At 67.2% G+C, this 17058-nt stretch carries 15 protein-coding genes; 4 read left to right on the top strand and 11 right to left on the bottom strand.

Going from position 1 to position 17058, the window contains the following annotated elements; genetic code table 11:
• Positions 1-6 precede the first annotated feature (6 nt).
• The gene (locus tag BLT66_RS24070; RefSeq protein ID WP_092762056.1) at positions 7-723 is read right to left on the bottom strand and encodes a FadR/GntR family transcriptional regulator; all 717 of its coding nucleotides are present in this window, start codon (positions 721-723) and stop codon (positions 7-9) included.
• 202 nt (positions 724-925) lie between these two features.
• Between BLT66_RS24070 and BLT66_RS24065 the strand changes: the two genes are divergently transcribed.
• From BLT66_RS24065 to BLT66_RS24055, 3 genes are read left to right on the top strand one after another with little or no spacing between them, the layout of a single operon-like run.
• The gene (locus BLT66_RS24065; RefSeq protein WP_092762197.1) at positions 926-1882 is read left to right on the top strand and encodes a Bug family tripartite tricarboxylate transporter substrate binding protein; all 957 of its coding nucleotides are present in this window, start codon (positions 926-928) and stop codon (positions 1880-1882) included.
• A 29-nt stretch (positions 1883-1911) separates the two neighbouring features.
• Complete coding sequence (locus tag BLT66_RS24060) at positions 1912-2880, top strand: Bug family tripartite tricarboxylate transporter substrate binding protein (protein ID WP_092762054.1); 969 nt, start codon at positions 1912-1914, stop codon at positions 2878-2880.
• Positions 2881-2896: 16 nt separating this feature from the next.
• A complete protein-coding gene (locus BLT66_RS24055; RefSeq protein ID WP_092762052.1) occupies positions 2897-3844 on the top strand; it encodes a 2-hydroxyacid dehydrogenase in 948 nt (315 codons plus the stop codon).
• A gap of 55 nt (positions 3845-3899) precedes the next feature.
• Here BLT66_RS24055 and BLT66_RS24050 read toward each other — a convergent pair whose 3' ends face one another.
• The 3 genes from BLT66_RS24050 to BLT66_RS24040 are packed head-to-tail and all read right to left on the bottom strand — an operon-like array spanning position 3900 to position 6911.
• Complete coding sequence (locus BLT66_RS24050; protein WP_092762050.1) at positions 3900-4880, bottom strand: tripartite tricarboxylate transporter substrate binding protein; 981 nt, start codon at positions 4878-4880, stop codon at positions 3900-3902.
• Positions 4877-6265: a sensor histidine kinase gene (locus BLT66_RS24045; protein WP_092762049.1), complete on the bottom strand. Its 1389-nt coding sequence runs from the start codon at positions 6263-6265 to the stop codon at positions 4877-4879. The genes BLT66_RS24050 and BLT66_RS24045 overlap by 4 nt, the downstream gene beginning before the upstream one ends.
• Positions 6231-6911: a response regulator transcription factor gene (locus tag BLT66_RS24040; RefSeq protein WP_092762195.1), complete on the bottom strand. Its 681-nt coding sequence runs from the start codon at positions 6909-6911 to the stop codon at positions 6231-6233. The genes BLT66_RS24045 and BLT66_RS24040 overlap by 35 nt, the downstream gene beginning before the upstream one ends.
• A 95-nt stretch (positions 6912-7006) precedes the next feature.
• Here BLT66_RS24040 and BLT66_RS24035 point away from each other — a divergent pair, with 95 nt between their 5' ends.
• Positions 7007-8014 (top strand): Bug family tripartite tricarboxylate transporter substrate binding protein, encoded by a 1008-nt coding sequence (locus BLT66_RS24035; RefSeq protein ID WP_092762193.1) that lies wholly within the window; start codon positions 7007-7009, stop codon positions 8012-8014.
• A 73-nt stretch (positions 8015-8087) separates the two neighbouring features.
• Here BLT66_RS24035 and BLT66_RS24030 read toward each other — a convergent pair whose 3' ends face one another.
• From BLT66_RS24030 to BLT66_RS24000, 7 genes are read right to left on the bottom strand one after another with little or no spacing between them, the layout of a single operon-like run.
• The gene (locus BLT66_RS24030) at positions 8088-9101 is read right to left on the bottom strand and encodes an imelysin family protein (protein WP_092762048.1); all 1014 of its coding nucleotides are present in this window, start codon (positions 9099-9101) and stop codon (positions 8088-8090) included.
• Positions 9102-9109: 8 nt separating this feature from the next.
• On the bottom strand, positions 9110-10489 hold the full coding sequence (acpA, locus tag BLT66_RS24025; RefSeq protein ID WP_092762047.1) for an acid phosphatase: 1380 nt from the start codon (positions 10487-10489) through the stop codon (positions 9110-9112).
• Positions 10490-10524: 35 nt separating this feature from the next.
• A complete protein-coding gene (locus tag BLT66_RS24020) occupies positions 10525-11901 on the bottom strand; it encodes an esterase-like activity of phytase family protein (RefSeq protein WP_092762045.1) in 1377 nt (458 codons plus the stop codon).
• 46 nt (positions 11902-11947) lie between these two features.
• Positions 11948-12736 (bottom strand): inositol monophosphatase family protein, encoded by a 789-nt coding sequence (locus BLT66_RS24015; protein ID WP_092762042.1) that lies wholly within the window; start codon positions 12734-12736, stop codon positions 11948-11950.
• On the bottom strand, positions 12733-13809 hold the full coding sequence (locus tag BLT66_RS24010) for an ABC transporter ATP-binding protein (protein WP_092762040.1): 1077 nt from the start codon (positions 13807-13809) through the stop codon (positions 12733-12735). Before BLT66_RS24010 ends, BLT66_RS24015 begins: the two co-directional genes overlap by 4 nt.
• Complete coding sequence (locus tag BLT66_RS24005) at positions 13806-15977, bottom strand: ABC transporter permease (RefSeq protein ID WP_255407066.1); 2172 nt, start codon at positions 15975-15977, stop codon at positions 13806-13808. Before BLT66_RS24005 ends, BLT66_RS24010 begins: the two co-directional genes overlap by 4 nt.
• Before the next feature lie 36 nt (positions 15978-16013).
• The gene (locus BLT66_RS24000) at positions 16014-17039 is read right to left on the bottom strand and encodes an ABC transporter substrate-binding protein (RefSeq protein WP_092762036.1); all 1026 of its coding nucleotides are present in this window, start codon (positions 17037-17039) and stop codon (positions 16014-16016) included.
• Positions 17040-17058 lie beyond the last annotated feature (19 nt).

The following is a 17058-nucleotide window of genomic DNA, read 5'->3' as shown; positions in this document are numbered from 1 at the left end:
CTGTTCTCAGGGCAGCTGTGTGCTCTCGAAGATCCGCCGTTTGGCGTTCAGGATGTGGATGCGGATGGCCTCGGCCGCGTCGCCGGGCGAGCGCCGGGTGATGGCGTCGACGATGGCCTGGTGCTCGGCCTGCGTGGTACGCACCCGCTCCAGGCTCTTCTTGTCGGTGATATTGCGGGCCAATTCGATGAACTGCCGGATCGGCGCCACGCTGGTGTCTATGGTGGTGACGAAGAACGGGTTGTGCGAGGCCCGGGCGATCGCCAGGTGGAAGCGCACGTCCTCGTCGGCACCCGAGTGGCCGGCTTCCATGGCGGTGTTCAGCGCGTCGAAGGCTTGGCGCAGCGCCTCCAGGTCGGCCTCTTCGCGGAACTCGGCGGCCCCGGCGGCAGCGCCCATCTCTATGCAGCTGCGGAAGGCGTAGTAGCGCTCGATGTCGGCCAGGCTCTTGATCGGCGTGGCCACCACCACCGGCGAGCCGGGCGCGCGTATCACCGTGCTGCCGGCGCCGCGCTTGGAATCAATGATGCCGTCCGAGCGCAGCCGGGCCAGCGCCTCGCGCACCGTGGGCCGCGACACGCCGAACTGGCTGGCCAGCGCGCCCTCGGTGGGCAGCTTGTTGGACGGCGCAAAGTCGCCCCGCAGGATGGACTCGACCACATGGGCGTAGATGCGGTCGGGCAGGGAGCCCACGCCGACGTTGTGCAACAGGGATTCGTTCATGGAGGGCCGGGGCGGATGGGACAGTGCGAGGATGCTGGATTCTGACAGGTCCGCCTTGGCTTGTTTAGCAGATTGCGTTGATTTTTCTAAAGTTGTTTGACATACAAGCGTTATTAAATAGAATGCCTGACAACCAAGGCCGCCCGTGTTGCCTGCAATGCACGCCGGCGGCAATCCCCACGACAACGATTCGGAGACCCCCATGAAATTCCGCCTGGCCTGCACGGCCGCCGCCTTGGCACTCTCGACCAGCGCATTCGCGTGGCCCGACAAGACCGTCACCCTGGTGGTGCCATTCCCGCCCGGCGGCGCTACCGACACCCTGGCCCGCACCCTCACGCCCAAGCTGCAGGAGCGCTTCAAGCAAACCGTCATCGTCGACAACAAGGCAGGCGCCACCGGCACCATAGGCGCCACCTTTGTGAAGCGCGCACCGGCCGACGGCTATACCTTGCTGGTCACCTCGCTCGGCCCGCTGGTCATGGCACCGCATCTGCTGTCCAAAGTGGCCTATGACGCGGGCAAGGACTTCGACTACCTGACGGTTGCTGTGCAGGCGCCGAATGTGCTGGTGGTGCCGGCTTCCTCGCCCTACAAGTCGGTGGCCGAGCTGATCGCCGCCGAGAAGGCCCAGCCCGGCAAGCTGACCTTTGCCTCGGCCGGCAACGGCACCTCCGACCACCTGAGCGCCGAGCTGTTCTGGCTGCAGTCCGGCACCTCGGGCCTGCACGTGCCCTACAAAGGCGCGGCCCCGGCCATCACCGACCTGCTGGGCGGGCAGATCGACGCGGCTTTCCAGAACATCAACAACGTGATCCAGTACATCCACGCCGGCAAGCTGCGGGTGCTGGCCATCGCCAGCGCCAAGCGTTCGCCGCTGCTGCCCGGCACGCCCACGCTGGCAGAGTCCGGTGTCAAGGATGCCGAAGTCAACTCCTGGCAAGGCGTGGTGGCTCCCAAGGGCTTGCCGCCCGAGGTCAAGGCCCAGATCCATGCGGCCCTGATGGAAGCCCTGGCCGACCCGCAGGTCAAGCAGAAGTTTGTCGACATGGGCTTTGAGCTGGTGGGCAATACGCCGGATCAGTTCAGCAGCTACCAGGCCAGCGAATCGGCACGCTGGAAGAAGCTGATCGAGACGCGAAAAATTTCTGCAGACTGATTGCATTCAAAAATCAACGGAGACAAACCATGCGATTCACCCACCTGGCGCTTGCCACTCTCACGGCTTTGTCCGCCAGCCTGGCGCTGGCGCAAGGCGCATTTCCCAGCCGGCCGGTCACCCTGGTCGTGCCCTTCGCCCCGGGTGGCGGCACCGACACCGGGGCCCGGCTGGTGGCGCAGAAGCTGTCCCTGAAGTGGGGCCAGCCGGTGGTGATCGACAACAAGGGCGGTGCGGCCGGCATGATTGGCGCCGACCTGGTGGCCAAGGCCAAGGCCGATGGCTACACCTTGCTGATGGGCAACATCGGCACCCAGGCGATTAATCCGGCGCTGTACAAGAAGATGCCCTACGACGCCGACCACGCGTTCGAGCCCGTATCCCTGGTGGCCGAGCTGCCGCTGGTGATGATGGTGAACCCGCAGGTGCCGGCCAAGACGGTGAAGGAATTCATCGCCTATGCCAAGACCCAGCCTGGCAGGCTCAGCTACAGCAGCTCGGGCGCGGGCGGCTCCATGCACCTGGCGGCCGAGATGTTCAAGAGCGGCTCCAGCACCTTTGTGCTGCACGTGCCCTACCGCGGTGGCGGCCCGGCGATTGCCGACCTGATCGCCGGCCACGTGCAGCTGTCGTTTGCCACCGTGCTGGAATCCAGCGGCCACATCAAATCGGGCACGGTGCGGGCCTTGGCCGTCACCGGCGACAAACGCGTGCCGGCGCTGCCCGACGTGCCCACGCTGGCCGAGGCCGCGCTGCCGGGCTTCAATTCCATCTCCTGGATCGGCATCCTGGCGCCCGCCGGCACGCCCAAGGACATCGTGGACAAGATCTCCGCCGATGTGCGCGAGGTGCTGGCCGCCGACGAAACCCAGCGCAAGCTCACCGACCTGGGCGCTCTGCCCAAGGGCAGCACGCCCGCGCAGTTCCAGCAGCTGATTGCCAACGACCGCAAGCGCTACACGCAGATCATCCTGGATAAGAAAATCGGCATCGACTGAACAAGGAACCCACCCCATGAGCACCCGCCCCCGCATCCTGCAAAACGGCGCCTTGACCCCCGCCCTGGAGGCCGCGCTGGCGGCCGAATTCGATGTCCAGCGCCTGGCCGACCAGGCCGATCCCCAGGTCTTTCTGGCCGCCCACGGCGCCAGCTTCACCGGCCTGGTGACCTCGGCCCCGGCCGGTGCGTCGGCGGCGTTGCTTGCGGCCCTGCCGGCGCTGCGCGTGGTCTCCAGCCACGGCGTCGGCCTGGACCAGATCGACGTGGCCGGTGCCGCCCAGCGCGGCATTGCCGTGGGCTACACGCCCGAGGTGCTGAATGACTGCGTGGCCGACCTGGCCATGGCCTTGCTGCTCGACGTGGCGCGCGGCGCCAGTGCCGCCGACCGCTTTGTGCGCCGCGGCGACTGGCCCAAGGCCAAGTTCCGCCTGGCGCGCAAGGTCACCGGCCAGCGCCTGGGCATTCTGGGCCTGGGCCGCATCGGCCGGGCCATCGCCCAGCGGGCCGCCGGCTTCGAGATGCAGATCCGCTATACCAACCGCAATCCGGTGGCCGACGTGCCCTGGACCTTCGAGCCCGCGCTGGTCGAACTCGCCCGCTGGGCCGACACCCTGGTGGTCATCACCGCCGGTGGCGCCGCCACCCGGCACCTGGTGAACGCCGAGGTGCTGGAGGCGCTGGGGCCGGACGGCTTCCTGGTCAACGTGGCGCGCGGCTCGGTGGTCGACCAGGCGGCGCTGGTGCAGGCCCTGAAGCAGGGCCGCATCGCCGGTGCCGGGCTGGATGTGTACGCCGACGAACCGAACGTGCCGGCCGAGCTGATGGCGCTGGACAACGTGGTGTTGCTGCCGCACATCGCCAGCGCCACCCGCGAAACCCGCCAGGCCATGGAGGTCTTGACCGTGGACAACCTGCGGGCCTTTTACGCCGGCGGCAAGGTGCTGGCCTCGGCCTTGGCATGAAATCGGCCTCTGGCGCATATTCCATCACCGCAAGCAGCTACTGATTAGATAGCAATCACGGCACCCGGCGGGCCAGACCGAACTCGGCCGCCAGCCGCTGGTATTCAGCGGTCTGGCGCGCCACCAGCGCGTCCAGCGCCGGGCCGCTGACCCAGCCGGGTTGCAGGCCGGCCTGCACCAGCTGCTGGGCCAGGGCCGGGTGCGCAGCGGCCCGGGCCAGCGCATCGTTCCAGTCGCGCACCTCGCGCTCGCTGACCTGGGGGCCGAGGTAGACGCCGCGCACGATGGGCCACTGGATGTCGAAACCCTGCTCCTTGGCGGTCGGCACCTGGGCCCAGCGCCCGGGCAGGCGCTGGCTGGACAGCACGGCCAGCACCCGCACGGGCACGCCCTGGTCGATTTGCCGCCCGACCTCGGCGGCATCTCCGGCCAGCACCTGCACGTGGTCGCCGCGCAAGGCGGTCAATGCCTCGCCGCCGCCCTCAAAAGCCACGAAGCGCATGGACTTGTGGCTGACGCCAGCGGCCCGGGCCAGCAGCGCGGCCTTCATCCAGTCCTGGCTGCCGATGGCACCGCCCGCGCCAAACACAATCCGGTTCGGGTCGCTGCGCAGCGCGTCCAGCAGCTGGCGCAGGCTGCGGTAGGGCGCGTCCTGGCGCACCGCCACCACGCCGTAGTCCATACCCAGGGCGGCCAACCAGCGCACATCGCGCGCGCTGTAGGGGCCAAACCGGCCCTGCGCCAGGTTCAGCAGCGAACCCGAAGAAAACGCCACGATGGTCTGGCCCTCGGCCGGCCGCTGGCTCACCGTGCTGTGGAAGGCCAGTGCGCCTATGCCGCCCGGCTGGTAGGCAATCGCCAGCGGCACGCGGGTCTGGCCCGCGGCCTGCAGCATGTCGCGCACCAGCTGGCAGGTCAGGTCAAAGCCGCCGCCGCCCTTGGCCGGGGCAATGCAGCGCGCGCCCTCGGGCAGGCCGGCCTGGACAGTGCCGGTCAGCAGACAGGCCAGCAGCAGCCAGCGGTGTAGCCGGCTCATGGTTTGGGCCAGGATAAAACGGCGCAGACGCCCGTGCCCTGTGGCTGGGGCTCCAGCCGCAGTTGCCCGCCATGCCGCTCCAACACCGAGCGCGCAATCGCCAGGCCCAGGCCTGAGCCGTGGCTGCCCCGGCTTTTGACGAAGCGCTGGCCGAGCTTTTGCGCCACGGCAGGGTCCAGGCCCGGGCCGTCGTCGCTGACCTGCAGGCGGTAGGCCTGCGGATCGGCGACCACCTGCAGCGTCACCACACCCTGGGCCCGGCCGTGCTGCAAGGCGTTGTGGGCGATGTTCAGCAGCGCCTGCTGCAGCAGGCCGCGGTCGCCCTCGGCCTGCACCGGCTCGGTGGGGGCGTCGACGCCCAGGTCGATGCCGCGCGCCCGGGCCACGGGCAGCAACTCCATAGCCACTTCGCGCGCCAGTGCGCCCAGGTCGAATGGCTCCCACTGCGGCTGGGCCGCATCGCTGCGGGCCAGGGTCAGCAGCTGGTTGGTGGCGCGGATTGCATGGCCCAGCGCATCCGACAGGGCTTGCAAGGCCTGTTGGTGCCGCACCGGGTCGGTTTCGCGCAGCAGGTAGTCGAGCTGGGCGCGCAGCACCGCCAGCGGGGTGCGCAGCTGGTGCGAGGCATCGTCGATAAAGCCGCGCCGCTGGGCCACCAGGGCCTCGGTGCGGGCGATCTGCTGGTTCACCGCGTCCACCAGCGGCTGGATGTCGCGCGGCAGGTCTTCGGCGTGCAGCGGGCGCAGGTCGTCGGGCTCGCGGTCCCGGGTCTGGCGCGCCAGCCGGGCCATGGGGCGCAGGGCCAAGCTCAGGCCCAGCACCACGGCGATGCCCATGAGCAGCACGAACAGCGCATCGCGCTGGGCCGCGCGGCGCACAAAGCTGGCGGTGAACTGCTCGCGCGAGGCGGTGCTTTCGGCCACCTGGATCACCAGCAGCGGCTGGCCGCTGGCCGGCTGCGAGGCCTCGAAGGGCCGCATGAAGGCACCCACGCGCACCGATTCCTGGAAGTAGGTGGCATCGTAGAACAGTGGCTGTCCCACCTTCAACTGGCTGGGTGGCGGCGGCAGGTCGGTATGGCCGATCTCCACCCGGCCGTCGGCCGTGGCCACGCGGAAGTAGACATTGCCGGTGGCGGTGAGCTGGAAGAATTCGAACAATCGGTAGGGCAGCTCCACCGCCAGGCCACCCGAGGCGGTGGACACGTTCAGGTCCAGCGCCTTGATCGCGCCCAGCAGCGAGCGGTCGTAGGCCGCATTCGCCGAGGCCACGGCATCGACCCGGGTCAGCCACAGGCTGGTGGCCGTGGCCACGGCCATGGTCGGCAGCAGCAGGGCCAGCAGCCGCAGCTTAAGGCTGGCTTGGCGAATCCGCTTCCAGAACATAGCCTAGGCCTCGGTAGGTGTGGATGCTGACGCCGCTGTGCTCCAGCCGCTTGCGCAGGCGGTGCACCAGCACGTCGATGGCGCTGGCCTGGACTTCCTCGTCGTCGGTGAAAACGCGGTGGATCGCCTGCTGGCGCGACAGCGGTTCGCCGCTGCGCTGTACCAGGGCTTTCAGTAGCGCGTGTTCGCGTGGCGACAGCAGCAGACTGTCGGCACCCAGGGTGAACTGGCGCGTCACCGCATCGAAGGCCAGCGGGCCGCAGGCAAAGCGCGGGTGTTCGCTGCCACGCGCGCGGCGCACCAGCGCGGTGAGCCGGGCCTCCAGCTCGGCCAGCGCAAACGGCTTGGCCAGGAAGTCGTCGGCGCCCTGGTTCAGGGTGTCTACGCGTTCGGCCAGCGAGTCGCGGGCGGTGAGTATCAGCACCGGTAGGCGCCGGTCCTGGGCGCGCAGGCGGCGCAAGATGTCGCTGCCGCTGCGGCCCGGCAGGCCCAGGTCGAGCACCAGCACGTCGTAGTCGCAGTCGGCCAGCGCGCTTTCCACCAGCCGGCCGTCGTCGCGCCAGTCGACCCGGTGGCCGCTTTGCTCCAGGGCCTTGGCCAGCCATTCGCCGAGTGCGTGTTCGTCTTCTGCCAACAGGATGTGCATGCCGGCCATTATCCGGGCGGGGCGGGCTGAAAGGTGTTTGATAGATTGGCCCGTGCATGATGGCGGTCCATCTGTTCCACAACAAGAGACAAGCCATGACGCAATTACAGAACCCCACCCTGGCGCGCCGCCGCGTGCTGCTGGCCGCCACCGCCGCGGCATCCACCCTGATGCTGCCGCCGGCCCGCGCGCAGGCCGCCTGGCCGAGCAAGCCGCTGCGCCTGGTCGTGCCCTTTGCCCCGGGCGGCAGCTCGGAGATCGTGGCCCGCGCGATTGCTGGCGAGATGGCCAAGACCATTGGGCAGAACGTGTTCGTCGACAACAAGCCGGGCGCGGCCGGCAATATCGCCATGCAGGAAGTCGCCAACAGCACCGACGACCACACCCTGGTACTCGGCCACATCGGCACCCTGGCGGTGAACCCCTACATCTTCGCCAAGCTGCCGTATGACGCGGCGCGCGACTTCGCACCCATCACCCTGGTGTCCAAGGTGCCCAGCCTGTACGTGGTGCACCCCGACCTGCCGGTGAAGAACCTGGCCGAGTTCATCGCCTACGCCAAGTCCAAGCCCGGCCAGCTGAACTACGGTTCGGCCGGCAATGGCAGCGCCGGCCATCTGGCGTTCGAGTACCTGAAGATGGTCAGCAACACCTTCTTGCTGCACGTGCCCTACCGCGGCACCGGCCCGATGCTGACCGACCTGATGGCCGGCCGCCTGCAGGCCGCCTCGGTGGGCGCGCCCGCGCTGCTGGCCTTCATCAAGGCCGGCAAACTGCGCTGCATTGCCACCGGCACGGCCCAGCGCCTGCCCCAGCTGCCGGATGTGCCGACCGTCGCCGAACAAGGCTTCAAGGGTTTCGAGATGACCCAGTGGTACGGCCTGATGGCCCCCAGCAAATGGCCCAAGGCGAACCTTGCCAAGCTGGAAGCCGAAGCCATCAAGGCCGCGCGCGGCCCGGTGGTGATGGAAAAGCTGTCGCACGAGACCGCACTGGCCGTGGGCAGCACCAGCGCCGAGTTCGATGCCTTCATCAAGACCGAGCAGGCGCGCTGGAAGCCGGTGATCGCCCGCGCCCAGATCAAGCCCGAAGGCAACGGCTGAGCCGGGATTTAGATAAAAAATGCCTGTAGCGCAGGTAGTACCTGCGCAAGCAGCTATTAAATAAATAGCGTACTCAATCGCCGTCTTCGTCGAAGAAGTTGATGGTGAACTGCAGGGTGTGGCCGAGCTCAGTCTCGGTGAAGTGCTGCAAGGCCTTCAGCGCGCGTATGGTTTCGGCCATGGGCACGCTGGCGGCGGTGGGCTGGCGCTGGGCCAGCAGCCGGCCCAGGGCCTGGTCGACCCCGGCCACGGCCTGGGCCAGTTGCTCGGCCTGCGCGCCATGGTTTTGCGCCAGCAGGTAGGCGTGCAGTGACACATTGCCGCCACTGCCCATGGCCAATTCGCGCAAGGCCTGCCAGTGGATGCGCCAGGCCTCGGCGCTGTGGCCGCTGCTGCTGCGGCTGAAGCTGGCGAAGCGCCCGGCTTGCAGCTTTTGCAGCACGCTGTCCATGTCTTCGCGCCAGAGCTTTTGCAGTGCGCTGTTCCACAGGTTCAGGAACTCGTACATCGCGTACTCGGCTTCCTTGTCATCCCAGCCTGCCTGCAGCGCGCTGGCATAGGCGGTTTGCAGGGCCAGCGCTTCGGCCAGGATGTCGGCGGCCACCTGTTCGGCGTAGCGGCAGGCGGGGGTTTGCGGGCGCAGCTGGCCAGGCCAGAGCAGCCATTCGAGTGCCGGCAAGCCCTTGGCCGGCGCGCGGATCGCGTCCATGGCGGCGGCATCGCTTGGGGCGCTGCGCACGGCCTCGGCAATCGCTTCGGGTCGGGTCGGCATGAAGTCGATAGCGCGCGGTGAACGCCGTGCCAGCAGGGCGCCACCACGCACCGCCGAAAAACGCTCCCACGCCGAGACGCTGCGCAGCCACTGCTGGCGCGGCGGCTCTATGGGCGCCGCTGGATCGGCCGCGCAGAACTGCTGCAGGCTGCCAACCAGTGCCTGGCTTTGCGCCGCGAAGTCTTGCGCGCCCGGCAGATACCACTGGGCGTGGACACCGCGCACCAAGCCGGCATAGGCTTCAAACGGCTGGTCGGCGGCTGCCGCTGGGGGCGCTGCCAGGCAGCAGAGCAGCGCCAGCCAGGTAGTGCGCATTGCCGGGTTCAGAACTTCAAGGCCTTGGCCAGGCTGTTGGCCTTGGCGTCGCGGCTGCCCAGCGGTGCCAGGCCGAAGCGGTCTTCGATCAGCTTGAGGATGGAGACGGTTTCGTACTGCGTGTGGTCGATGCGCCCGCCCTCGCTGAAGGGCGAGACGATGATGGCAGGGATGCGCGAGCCGGGTCCCCAGCGGTCGCCCTTGGGCGGCGCGGCGTGGTCCCAGAAGCCGCCGTTTTCGTCGGTGGTGACGATGACCACGGTGTTCTTCCACTGCGGGCCGGCCATTACCGCATTGACGATTTCGATGGCTTCGGCATCGCCCTCGGCCACGCTGCCGCGGCCCGGGTGCATGTTCTTGCCGCCCGTGGGTTTGTAGAACGACACCGGGGGCAGGGTGCCGCCCTGGGCATCGGCCATGAAGTCGGCGCGGTCCTTCAGGTGCGCCTTGCGCTGGGCCTCGCTGTCGATGAAGCGCTTGAAGGCGATGAAGGGCTGGTGGTGGTAGGAGAAGGTGGACAAGCCCTTGCCCGCCTGGGTGGCGGCCACCGCGCGGTTGAAGTCCTGGCCGTAGTAGGCCCAGGGGATGCCTTTGTCGCTGAGCCGGTCGCCAATGGTGGGCGCGGTCTGCGGCGGTAGCAGGGCCTGCTTCTTGGTCGGATCAAACAGCCAGCTGCCCTGCATGGTGTTGACCGCAAAGCCGTCCTGCGTCACATAGGCCTCGGGCTCGTCGGGTTCGGCCGAGCGGCCCTGGGCGTCCAGCGCCACGATGTGGTGGGGCGCGTTGGCATACACCGGGGTGCAGGCGCAGACCAGCCAGAAGTGGTTCAGGAAGGAGCCGCCAAACGCCGACTGGAAGAAGTTGTCGGCCAGGGTGAAGCGCTGGGCCAGCTTCCACAGGCCTAGCGAGCTGCCGTCGTAGGTACCCATCAGCAGGCCACCGCTGTTGCCGTCGGCCACGAAGCGGTCGTTGCGGCCGCCGTTGATCTGACGCTGGTTGGCCCAGAACGCATGGATGGGGCTGAACAAGGTGTCGCCGAGGCCGATCTTCGGGTCAAGCCGGAACGGGCCGTTGGGGATCGGCCCGGCCAGGCGCGCATCGGGCTTGCCGGTCTTGTCGGCCAGCGGCGGGGGCAGCACAGCATACGGCTGGTTGTTGGCATCGACCTGCACGCCCAGGCCCTGGGCCAGCGCGTTCGGCACACCGTTGGCACCCGGGTACAGGCCGAACAAATGGTCGAAGCTGCGGTTCTCCAGGTAGACCACCACGATCTGGCCGATCTGCGCCAGCTGCGGGTCGGGCGCGCTGGCCTGGCGGGTGGGGGTGCTGCAGGCGGTCAGCAACAGGGCGGCGGCCGCCAGTGCCGAAGGGCGGAAAAGCATGCGCATGGAGGGGTCTCCTAGATGGTCAGGGGGCGGGGGGCTTACTTGGCATCGACCAGTGCCTGGATGTCGAGCAGGGTCAGCTCGTTGTCATCCGGCTGGCCGATGGTGCGGCCCGAGGAGAAGGGGAAGTTGTCATCGTTGACCACCACGATATGGTGGGAATCGACGATGGCAAAGCCCTCCAGGCCCAGATGCGGCAGGGCGAAATTGGCTTCGTTCGGGCCGCGCTTGGCCAGCCGCTGGGGGTTGCTGATCTTGGTCAGGTCGATGAAGGCCACCTTTTTCACAAAGCCATTGGCATCCAGCTGGCTGAAGTCGATCTTGTAGATGCGCTTGAACTTGGCGGGGCGGGTGAAGCAGTCCACCCGGGGCTCGTTCGGGCAGTTCGGGCCCGCGCCTTCTGTGGTGTCGTCGCGTTCTATGACCAGGCCGGTGGTGGCATTCAGCATCTGGAAGTCGGCAGCCACATTGCCGGTTTCTTCGAGCGCGTATTTCCATTGGCGCTCGCTGTAGCGTTGGCTGGCCACATCCAGCTCCAGAATCCGCGCGTAGGGCTTGCCGTTGAGGCTTTCCGGGGCCTTGGCCTGCGCGTCCCACAGCGGCCATTCGAACATCGGGTACACGGTCTTGCCATCTGGCGACTGGGCCATGGTCTCGAAACCACCCGAGCGGCGCACTTCAAAAACCGCGTCGCCCGGGTAGTTGGGCAGGCGGCCGTTCAGGTAGTGGTCGGGGCCGCGGTAGGTCTTGCCGGCCACCGTGGTTTCCAGCACGCCCAGCACCTTGCCCTGCGGCGTGACGCGCAGCACGTAGGGACCGAACTCGTCGCCGAGCCACCATTCGCCGCCCACCACCTGGATCGATTCGGGATCGAAGTCCGAGCCGGTCAGGTAGCGCGCAGTGGTGTTTTCGTTCTGGATGAAAAACGGCACCTTGCGGTCCGGGTCGTGCAAGAAGATGGTGTTGTCGCGCGTCACCGTTCCTTGGGCCCAGTCGGCCTTGACCTGGTGGACCATCAGCAAGGCGTCCTGCGAGTTGATCTTGTTGCCAAAGCCGTTGTCGGTCAGGGTCAGAAACTGGTTCTTGCCTAGGGACACGATGCCAGAAAAGCCCTGTACCGACTGCCCTTGCATCGGCAAGCTACCGCCCGACTTGCGCGGGTACTTGGGGTCGCCCACAAAGCTGATGCCGGGCACGCTACCCAGGGTGTCGCTGCGCAAGCGATTACCGGCGGTGAATTTGCCCGAGGTGGCAAATAGCGGACCGGCATTTTCGGGGGCTGCGACGCTGGTGCTGGCGGGCAGGGCGGCATGCCCGGCCAGCACGGCCGTGACTTCGGTTTGGGCCTGGGCAGCGCCTATGGCCAGGGTCAAAGCCACGGCAGACGCGCAAGCGGAGAACGGGAAATGCAACATAGGACACCTTGTGAAGGAGCGAGGTTTTTGGGTAGTGCGTAGCGATTCAGGTCGGCTGGATCAGCGCCAGCAGCGGCCCATACAACTGGGCGCCGGCGGCGATGATGGGGTTGCCGTCGTGCAGGCCGTTGTCGGCCAGAAAATCGTTCACCGTGCCGCCGGCTTCCTGCACCAGCACGATGGCGGCCAGGCAGTCCCAGGAGTTGATGTGCGGCTCGTAGTAGCCAATCAGCCGGCCGGCGGCCACGTAAGACAGCATCAGCGCGCCCGAGCCGTTGCGGATGAACATGCCGCCGTTGGACAGCACGCGGTCCAGAAACGGCACAAAGGCGCTGACCGGCACGCGGTGCGAGAAGCCCACGCCCAGCACGCCTTCGGTAATGCTGCTGGCGCCGTGCGCGCGCATGGCTTGCTGGTTCACGTAGGCGCCCTGGCCCGCGCAGGCGTGGAACATCTCGTCGCTGTTCGGGTCATAGACCACGCCGATCACCGGCTTGCCCTGGTAGGTGACGGCGATGGACAGGCACCAGGCGTGCATGCCGTTGACAAAGCAGGCCGTGCCGTCGATAGGGTCGATCACCCACAGGTAGTCGGCATCGGCATGGGCTAGCCCGCCTTCTTCGCCCAGGAAGCCGTCGTCGGCAAAGCGCGCCAGCACCTGGGCGCGGATGTACAGCTCGGTGTCCTTGTCGGCGGCGCTGACCATGTCCTGCAAGCCCTTGGATTCGATCACCAACTCGTCGCGCTTGCGGAACCAGGCCAGGGCCTGCAGCCCGGCCTGGCGGGCGATGCTCTGGGCCAGCGCGTAGCGCGCTTCAATCGTGGTGCTGCTCATGCGCGGCCTCCGACGATGCAGACGCCGTGGTCGGCGAAGCCTATGCCTACCGATGAGCCGACGGCCAGCGGCCGCTGCACATCGGTTTGGCGCACAAACAGCTCGCCCAGTGGAGACTCCACCGCGTACTGCATTTCGGTGCCCAGAAAGGCTGCATGGCGTACCTGGCCGACCAGGATGTGCTGGCTATTGGCAGGGGTCAGGTTCACCGCGTCGGGCCGTACCGCAATGCGGATTTCGCCGCGGTAGGCACGTGGGTTCGCCAGCTGTACCAACAGGCCGCCGACCCTGCAGTCGGCCTTGCCTGCGGCGACCTGGCCGAGGATTTCGCCGCTGACGCGGTTGGCGTCGCAGATGAAGTCGGCCACGAACTCGTCGGCCGGGGTGTCGAACAATTCACGCGGTGTGCCCTGCTGGGCGATGCGCTGGTTGTTCATCACGATGATCTGGTCGGACACGGCCAGGGCTTCCTCCTGGTCGTGGGTTACATAGACCGCGGTGAGTTGCAGGCGCTGTTGGATCTCGCGGATTTCTTCGCGCACGCGGCGGCGCAGCTTGGTGTCCAGGTTGGACAGCGGCTCGTCGAGCAGCAGCACCTGGGGCTTGAGCACCAGGGCCCGGGCCACGGCCACGCGTTGCTGCTGGCCGCCCGAAAGTTCGCTGGGCAGGCGCGGGCCGTAGTCGGTGAGGCCGACCAGGCGCAGGCCTTCAAGGGCTTGCTCGCGGGCATCGGCCTTGCGGGCGCCGCCGACTTCCAGGCCATAGGCCACGTTTTCCAGCACCGTCATGTGCGGGAACAGCGCATACGACTGGAACACCATGCTGACATTGCGCTCAATGGCCGACTGCTGGGTCACGTCCTGGCCGCCTATGAAGATCCGGCCCTGGCTCACGTGTTCGAGCCCGGCAATCAGCCGCAGCGTCGAGGTCTTGCCGCAGCCGCTGGGGCCGAGCAGGGTGACCAGCGTGCCCTGCGGAATGCTGAAGGACACGTCGTTGACGGCAACGACCTTGCCGTATTGTTTGGTGACGCGCTCGAAGACCAGCGCGCCCTGCGTGTTGGCAGTACTCATGATTCAACCTTTAAGGAAAAGACGGGGGCGGGTGCCGCCCCTTCGACGCGTTCGACCCGGCGCAGCCGCCGTTTGCCAACCAAACTCTGTGCGGCCAACACGATCACCAGCATCACCACGATGAGGGCGCTGGAGTAGGCGATGGCGATGCCATACGAACCGTTCTCCACCAGGCCGACGATGTAGGCCGTGGCCATGTTGTACTTGGCGCTGACCAGGAACACCACCGCGCTGATGGAGGTGATGGAGCGCACAAAGCTGTACACCAGGGCCGCGCTCAGCGCCGGCCGCATCAGCGGCAGGATCACGCGGCGGGCGGTGGTGAAGCTGTTGGCGCCCAGCATGGTGGATGCTTCGTCCAGGCTGCGGTCCAGTTGGCTCATGGCCGCCATGCCGCCGCGCAGGCCGACCGGCATGTTGCGGAACACAAAGCACAGCACCAGGATGGCGGCGGTACCGGTAAGTTCGATCGGCGGCATGTTGAATGCCAGGATGTAGCTGATGCCGATGACGGTGCCGGGGATGGCAAAGCTCAGCATGGTGGCGAACTCGAACGCTGCCTTGCCGGCAAAGCGCTGGCGCACCAGCAGCCAGGCAGCCGTCAGACCCAGGGCGGCGGTCAGCGGTGCCGAGACGCCGGCAATCATCAGGCTGGTGAACAGCGAATCCCAGGCGGTGCCGACCCAGCGCAGGCCGTGCTCGCCGGCTTCGATGCCGAAGGCGCTGGCGTAGTGGCGCAGCGTGAAGCTGTTGTCGCGGCCCCATTGGTTGACGAAGCCGCCGGCCAGGATCATGCCGTACAGCACCAGGGTGAAGCTGGTCCACAGCGTGGCGATGACCGCCAGCACGGCGGACAGGCGCCGGTCCAGCCCCACATGCTGGCCGTTGTCGGCCTTGCCGGTGACTGTGGTGTAGGACTTGTTGCCCAACCAGTGGCGCTGGGCCAGGAAGGCGCTGACGGCGAACACCAGCAGGATCAGCCCGAGCCCGGCCGCGCGGCCGCCGTCGTTCTGCGCACCGACGATAGCGAAATAGATCTCGGTGGACAGCACGCCGTAGTTGCCGCCCAGCACCATGGGGTTGCCGAAGTCGGCCATGCTCTCGATGAAGGCCACCAGGAAGGCATTGGCCAGGCCTGGCCGCATCAGCGGCAGCGAGACGCGCCAGAAGGTGGTCCAGCGGTCGCCGCCCAGGGTTTGCGAGGCTTCTTCCACCGATGGGCTCACGCCTTCGACCACGCCGATCAGCACCATGAAGGCGATGGGTGTGAACGACAGCAGCTGTGCCAGCCAGACGCCGTAAAAGCCGTACAGGCCGCGCCCGGCGGGCACGTCAAAGGCTTGCGATACCCAGGCCGAGACCACGCCGCTGCGGCCAAATAGCAGGATCAGCGCCAGGCCGATGACGAAGGGTGGGGTGATGATGGGCAGCACCGTCAGCGCGCGCAGGATGCGTTTGAAGCGGAAGCTGGTGCGTGTGACCACCAGCGCAAAGCACAGGCCCAGCAGGGTTGCGCCGGCGGCGGTGCAGAGCGCCAGGAACATGGTGTTCCAGGCCACGCCGCAACGCCGGGTTCCGCTGATGCAGCCCAGCGACCAGATGCGGCCGTCGGCGACCCGGGCCCAGGCGGCTTGCAGGCTGAAGCCCGTGCCCTGCTCGAAGGCGCTGGCCAAGACCCGCAGTACCGGGAACATCACAAACAGCCCGACCAGCGCAACCAGCATGCCGATTACGCCGCAGACGAAGACATCACCGCGGCAGGCGCCCATCCAGGCGGCACCGGTGGTCAGCACAAATACCGCGCTGGCGCTGAACAGCAGCGCGCCCCAGCCGAGGCCGGGCAGGCCGGTGCCCGCAGGGCCCCAGCCCAGCCAGGCCAGCCAGCCCAGGGCCGCCAGGGCCAGCCCACACAAGGCGGCACCCTGGGTGCGGCGTGGCAGTGGCGCCAGGCAGACCAGGCCCACAGCAACCGGCCAGAGCAGCAGCGGCAGCAGGCCGAAACGCTGCAGGCCCAGTACCTGCCAGAGCGCGGCGGCGGTGGTGTCGTTGCCGGGCCAGCCGGCATGCAGCCATTCGCCGCCCCAGAACCCGGCTTCCTGGGCATGCCAGGGCAGCAGCACGCTGGCGGTCAAGGCCAGCATCAGCCAGCCACGTAAAGACTTATTCACAAGCCATATCTCTCTGTTGGGTGGTGTTTCGGCGGCTTAGCGGGGCAGCGAGAAGATATCGTCGTCCCAGCGTTTCAGCAGGCGCTTGCGCACCTCGTCACTGCCGTACTTGGCAAAGTCGTAGTTGATGGTTTTCACGCTTTCCAGCCGGGGCGCCTTGGCCGGGATGGTGGCGGTCTTGTTCGACGGCACCTGGAAGGCGCTGGCCTTGGCGCCCAGGGACTGAACATCGGCGCGCAGCGCAAATTCGTAGAAGCGCTTGGCCACCGCCATGTTCTTCGCGCCCTTGATCAGACTCATGGAGCCGATCTCGTAGCCCGTGCCTTCGCAGGGCGACACCACTTCGACCGGGAAGCCGGCCACGGTTTCTTTCAGCAAGTCGTGCTGGAAGGTGATGCCGATGGCGGTCTCACCGCGCGCCAGCGCCTTGGCCGGGGCCGAGCCGCTCTTGGTGTACTGGCTGACGTTGTCGTTCATCTTCTTCATGAAGGCAAAGGCTTCGTTCTCGCCCTGCAACTGCACCAGGGTGGCGATGGTGGCGTAGGCCGTGCCCGAGGAATTGGGGTTGGCGATCTGCACCTCGCCCTTCAGGGCCGGGTTCAGCAGGTCCTTCCAGCACTGGGGCGGTGCGATCTTCTTTTGCTTCAACACTTCGGGGTTGTAGCCAATACCCAGCAGGCCCGCGTAGATGCCGACGGTGCGGAAGCCGGAAATTTCGGCCTGCTTTTGCGCCCAGGGATGCAGCTTGTCGAGCTGCGGCGATTTGTAGACCTCGGTAAAGCCGTCGGCGGCGGCCTGCAGATGCGGATCGCCGGTACCGGCCCACCAGATGTCGGTCTTGGGGTTGCTGGCTTCCGCGCGGATCTGGGCAAAGATTTCCCCTGCGCTCTTTCGCACCATGGAGACTTCGACCTGGGTTTCTTTTTCAAACGCATTGCGCATCACCTCGCACCAGTCGTTGTCGGCGGCGCACAGCACGTTGAGGCGGTCGGCGGCCTGGCCGGCCAGCGGTAGCAGGAGCAGCGAGGACAGGATAAGTTTTGGGCTGAGTTTGCGCTTCATGTTTGTCTCCAGGGTGTGT

Source organism: Rhodoferax sp. OV413 (genome assembly GCF_900104385.1).
GTDB lineage: Bacteria > Pseudomonadota > Gammaproteobacteria > Burkholderiales > Burkholderiaceae_C > Rhodoferax_B.
The sequence above is the reverse complement of the archived record's forward strand: the minus strand, read 5'-3'. Positions and strand labels throughout refer to the sequence as shown.

Bases quoted from the DNA above. Each gene is read 5' to 3' on its own strand.
- BLT66_RS24070 (WP_092762056.1), bottom strand. From the start codon at position 723: ATGAACGAATCCCTGTTGCACAACGTCGGCGTGGGCTCCCTGCCCGAC.
- BLT66_RS24065 (WP_092762197.1), top strand. From the start codon at position 926: ATGAAATTCCGCCTGGCCTGCACGGCCGCCGCCTTGGCACTCTCGACC.
- BLT66_RS24060 (WP_092762054.1), top strand. From the start codon at position 1,912: ATGCGATTCACCCACCTGGCGCTTGCCACTCTCACGGCTTTGTCCGCC.
- BLT66_RS24055 (WP_092762052.1), top strand. From the start codon at position 2,897: ATGAGCACCCGCCCCCGCATCCTGCAAAACGGCGCCTTGACCCCCGCC.
- BLT66_RS24050 (WP_092762050.1), bottom strand. From the start codon at position 4,880: ATGAGCCGGCTACACCGCTGGCTGCTGCTGGCCTGTCTGCTGACCGGC.
- BLT66_RS24045 (WP_092762049.1), bottom strand. From the start codon at position 6,265: ATGTTCTGGAAGCGGATTCGCCAAGCCAGCCTTAAGCTGCGGCTGCTG.
- BLT66_RS24040 (WP_092762195.1), bottom strand. From the start codon at position 6,911: ATGCACATCCTGTTGGCAGAAGACGAACACGCACTCGGCGAATGGCTG.
- BLT66_RS24035 (WP_092762193.1), top strand. From the start codon at position 7,007: ATGACGCAATTACAGAACCCCACCCTGGCGCGCCGCCGCGTGCTGCTG.
- BLT66_RS24030 (WP_092762048.1), bottom strand. From the start codon at position 9,101: ATGCGCACTACCTGGCTGGCGCTGCTCTGCTGCCTGGCAGCGCCCCCA.
- acpA (WP_092762047.1), bottom strand. From the start codon at position 10,489: ATGCGCATGCTTTTCCGCCCTTCGGCACTGGCGGCCGCCGCCCTGTTG.
- BLT66_RS24020 (WP_092762045.1), bottom strand. From the start codon at position 11,901: ATGTTGCATTTCCCGTTCTCCGCTTGCGCGTCTGCCGTGGCTTTGACC.
- BLT66_RS24015 (WP_092762042.1), bottom strand. From the start codon at position 12,736: ATGAGCAGCACCACGATTGAAGCGCGCTACGCGCTGGCCCAGAGCATC.
- BLT66_RS24010 (WP_092762040.1), bottom strand. From the start codon at position 13,809: ATGAGTACTGCCAACACGCAGGGCGCGCTGGTCTTCGAGCGCGTCACC.
- BLT66_RS24000 (WP_092762036.1), bottom strand. From the start codon at position 17,039: ATGAAGCGCAAACTCAGCCCAAAACTTATCCTGTCCTCGCTGCTCCTG.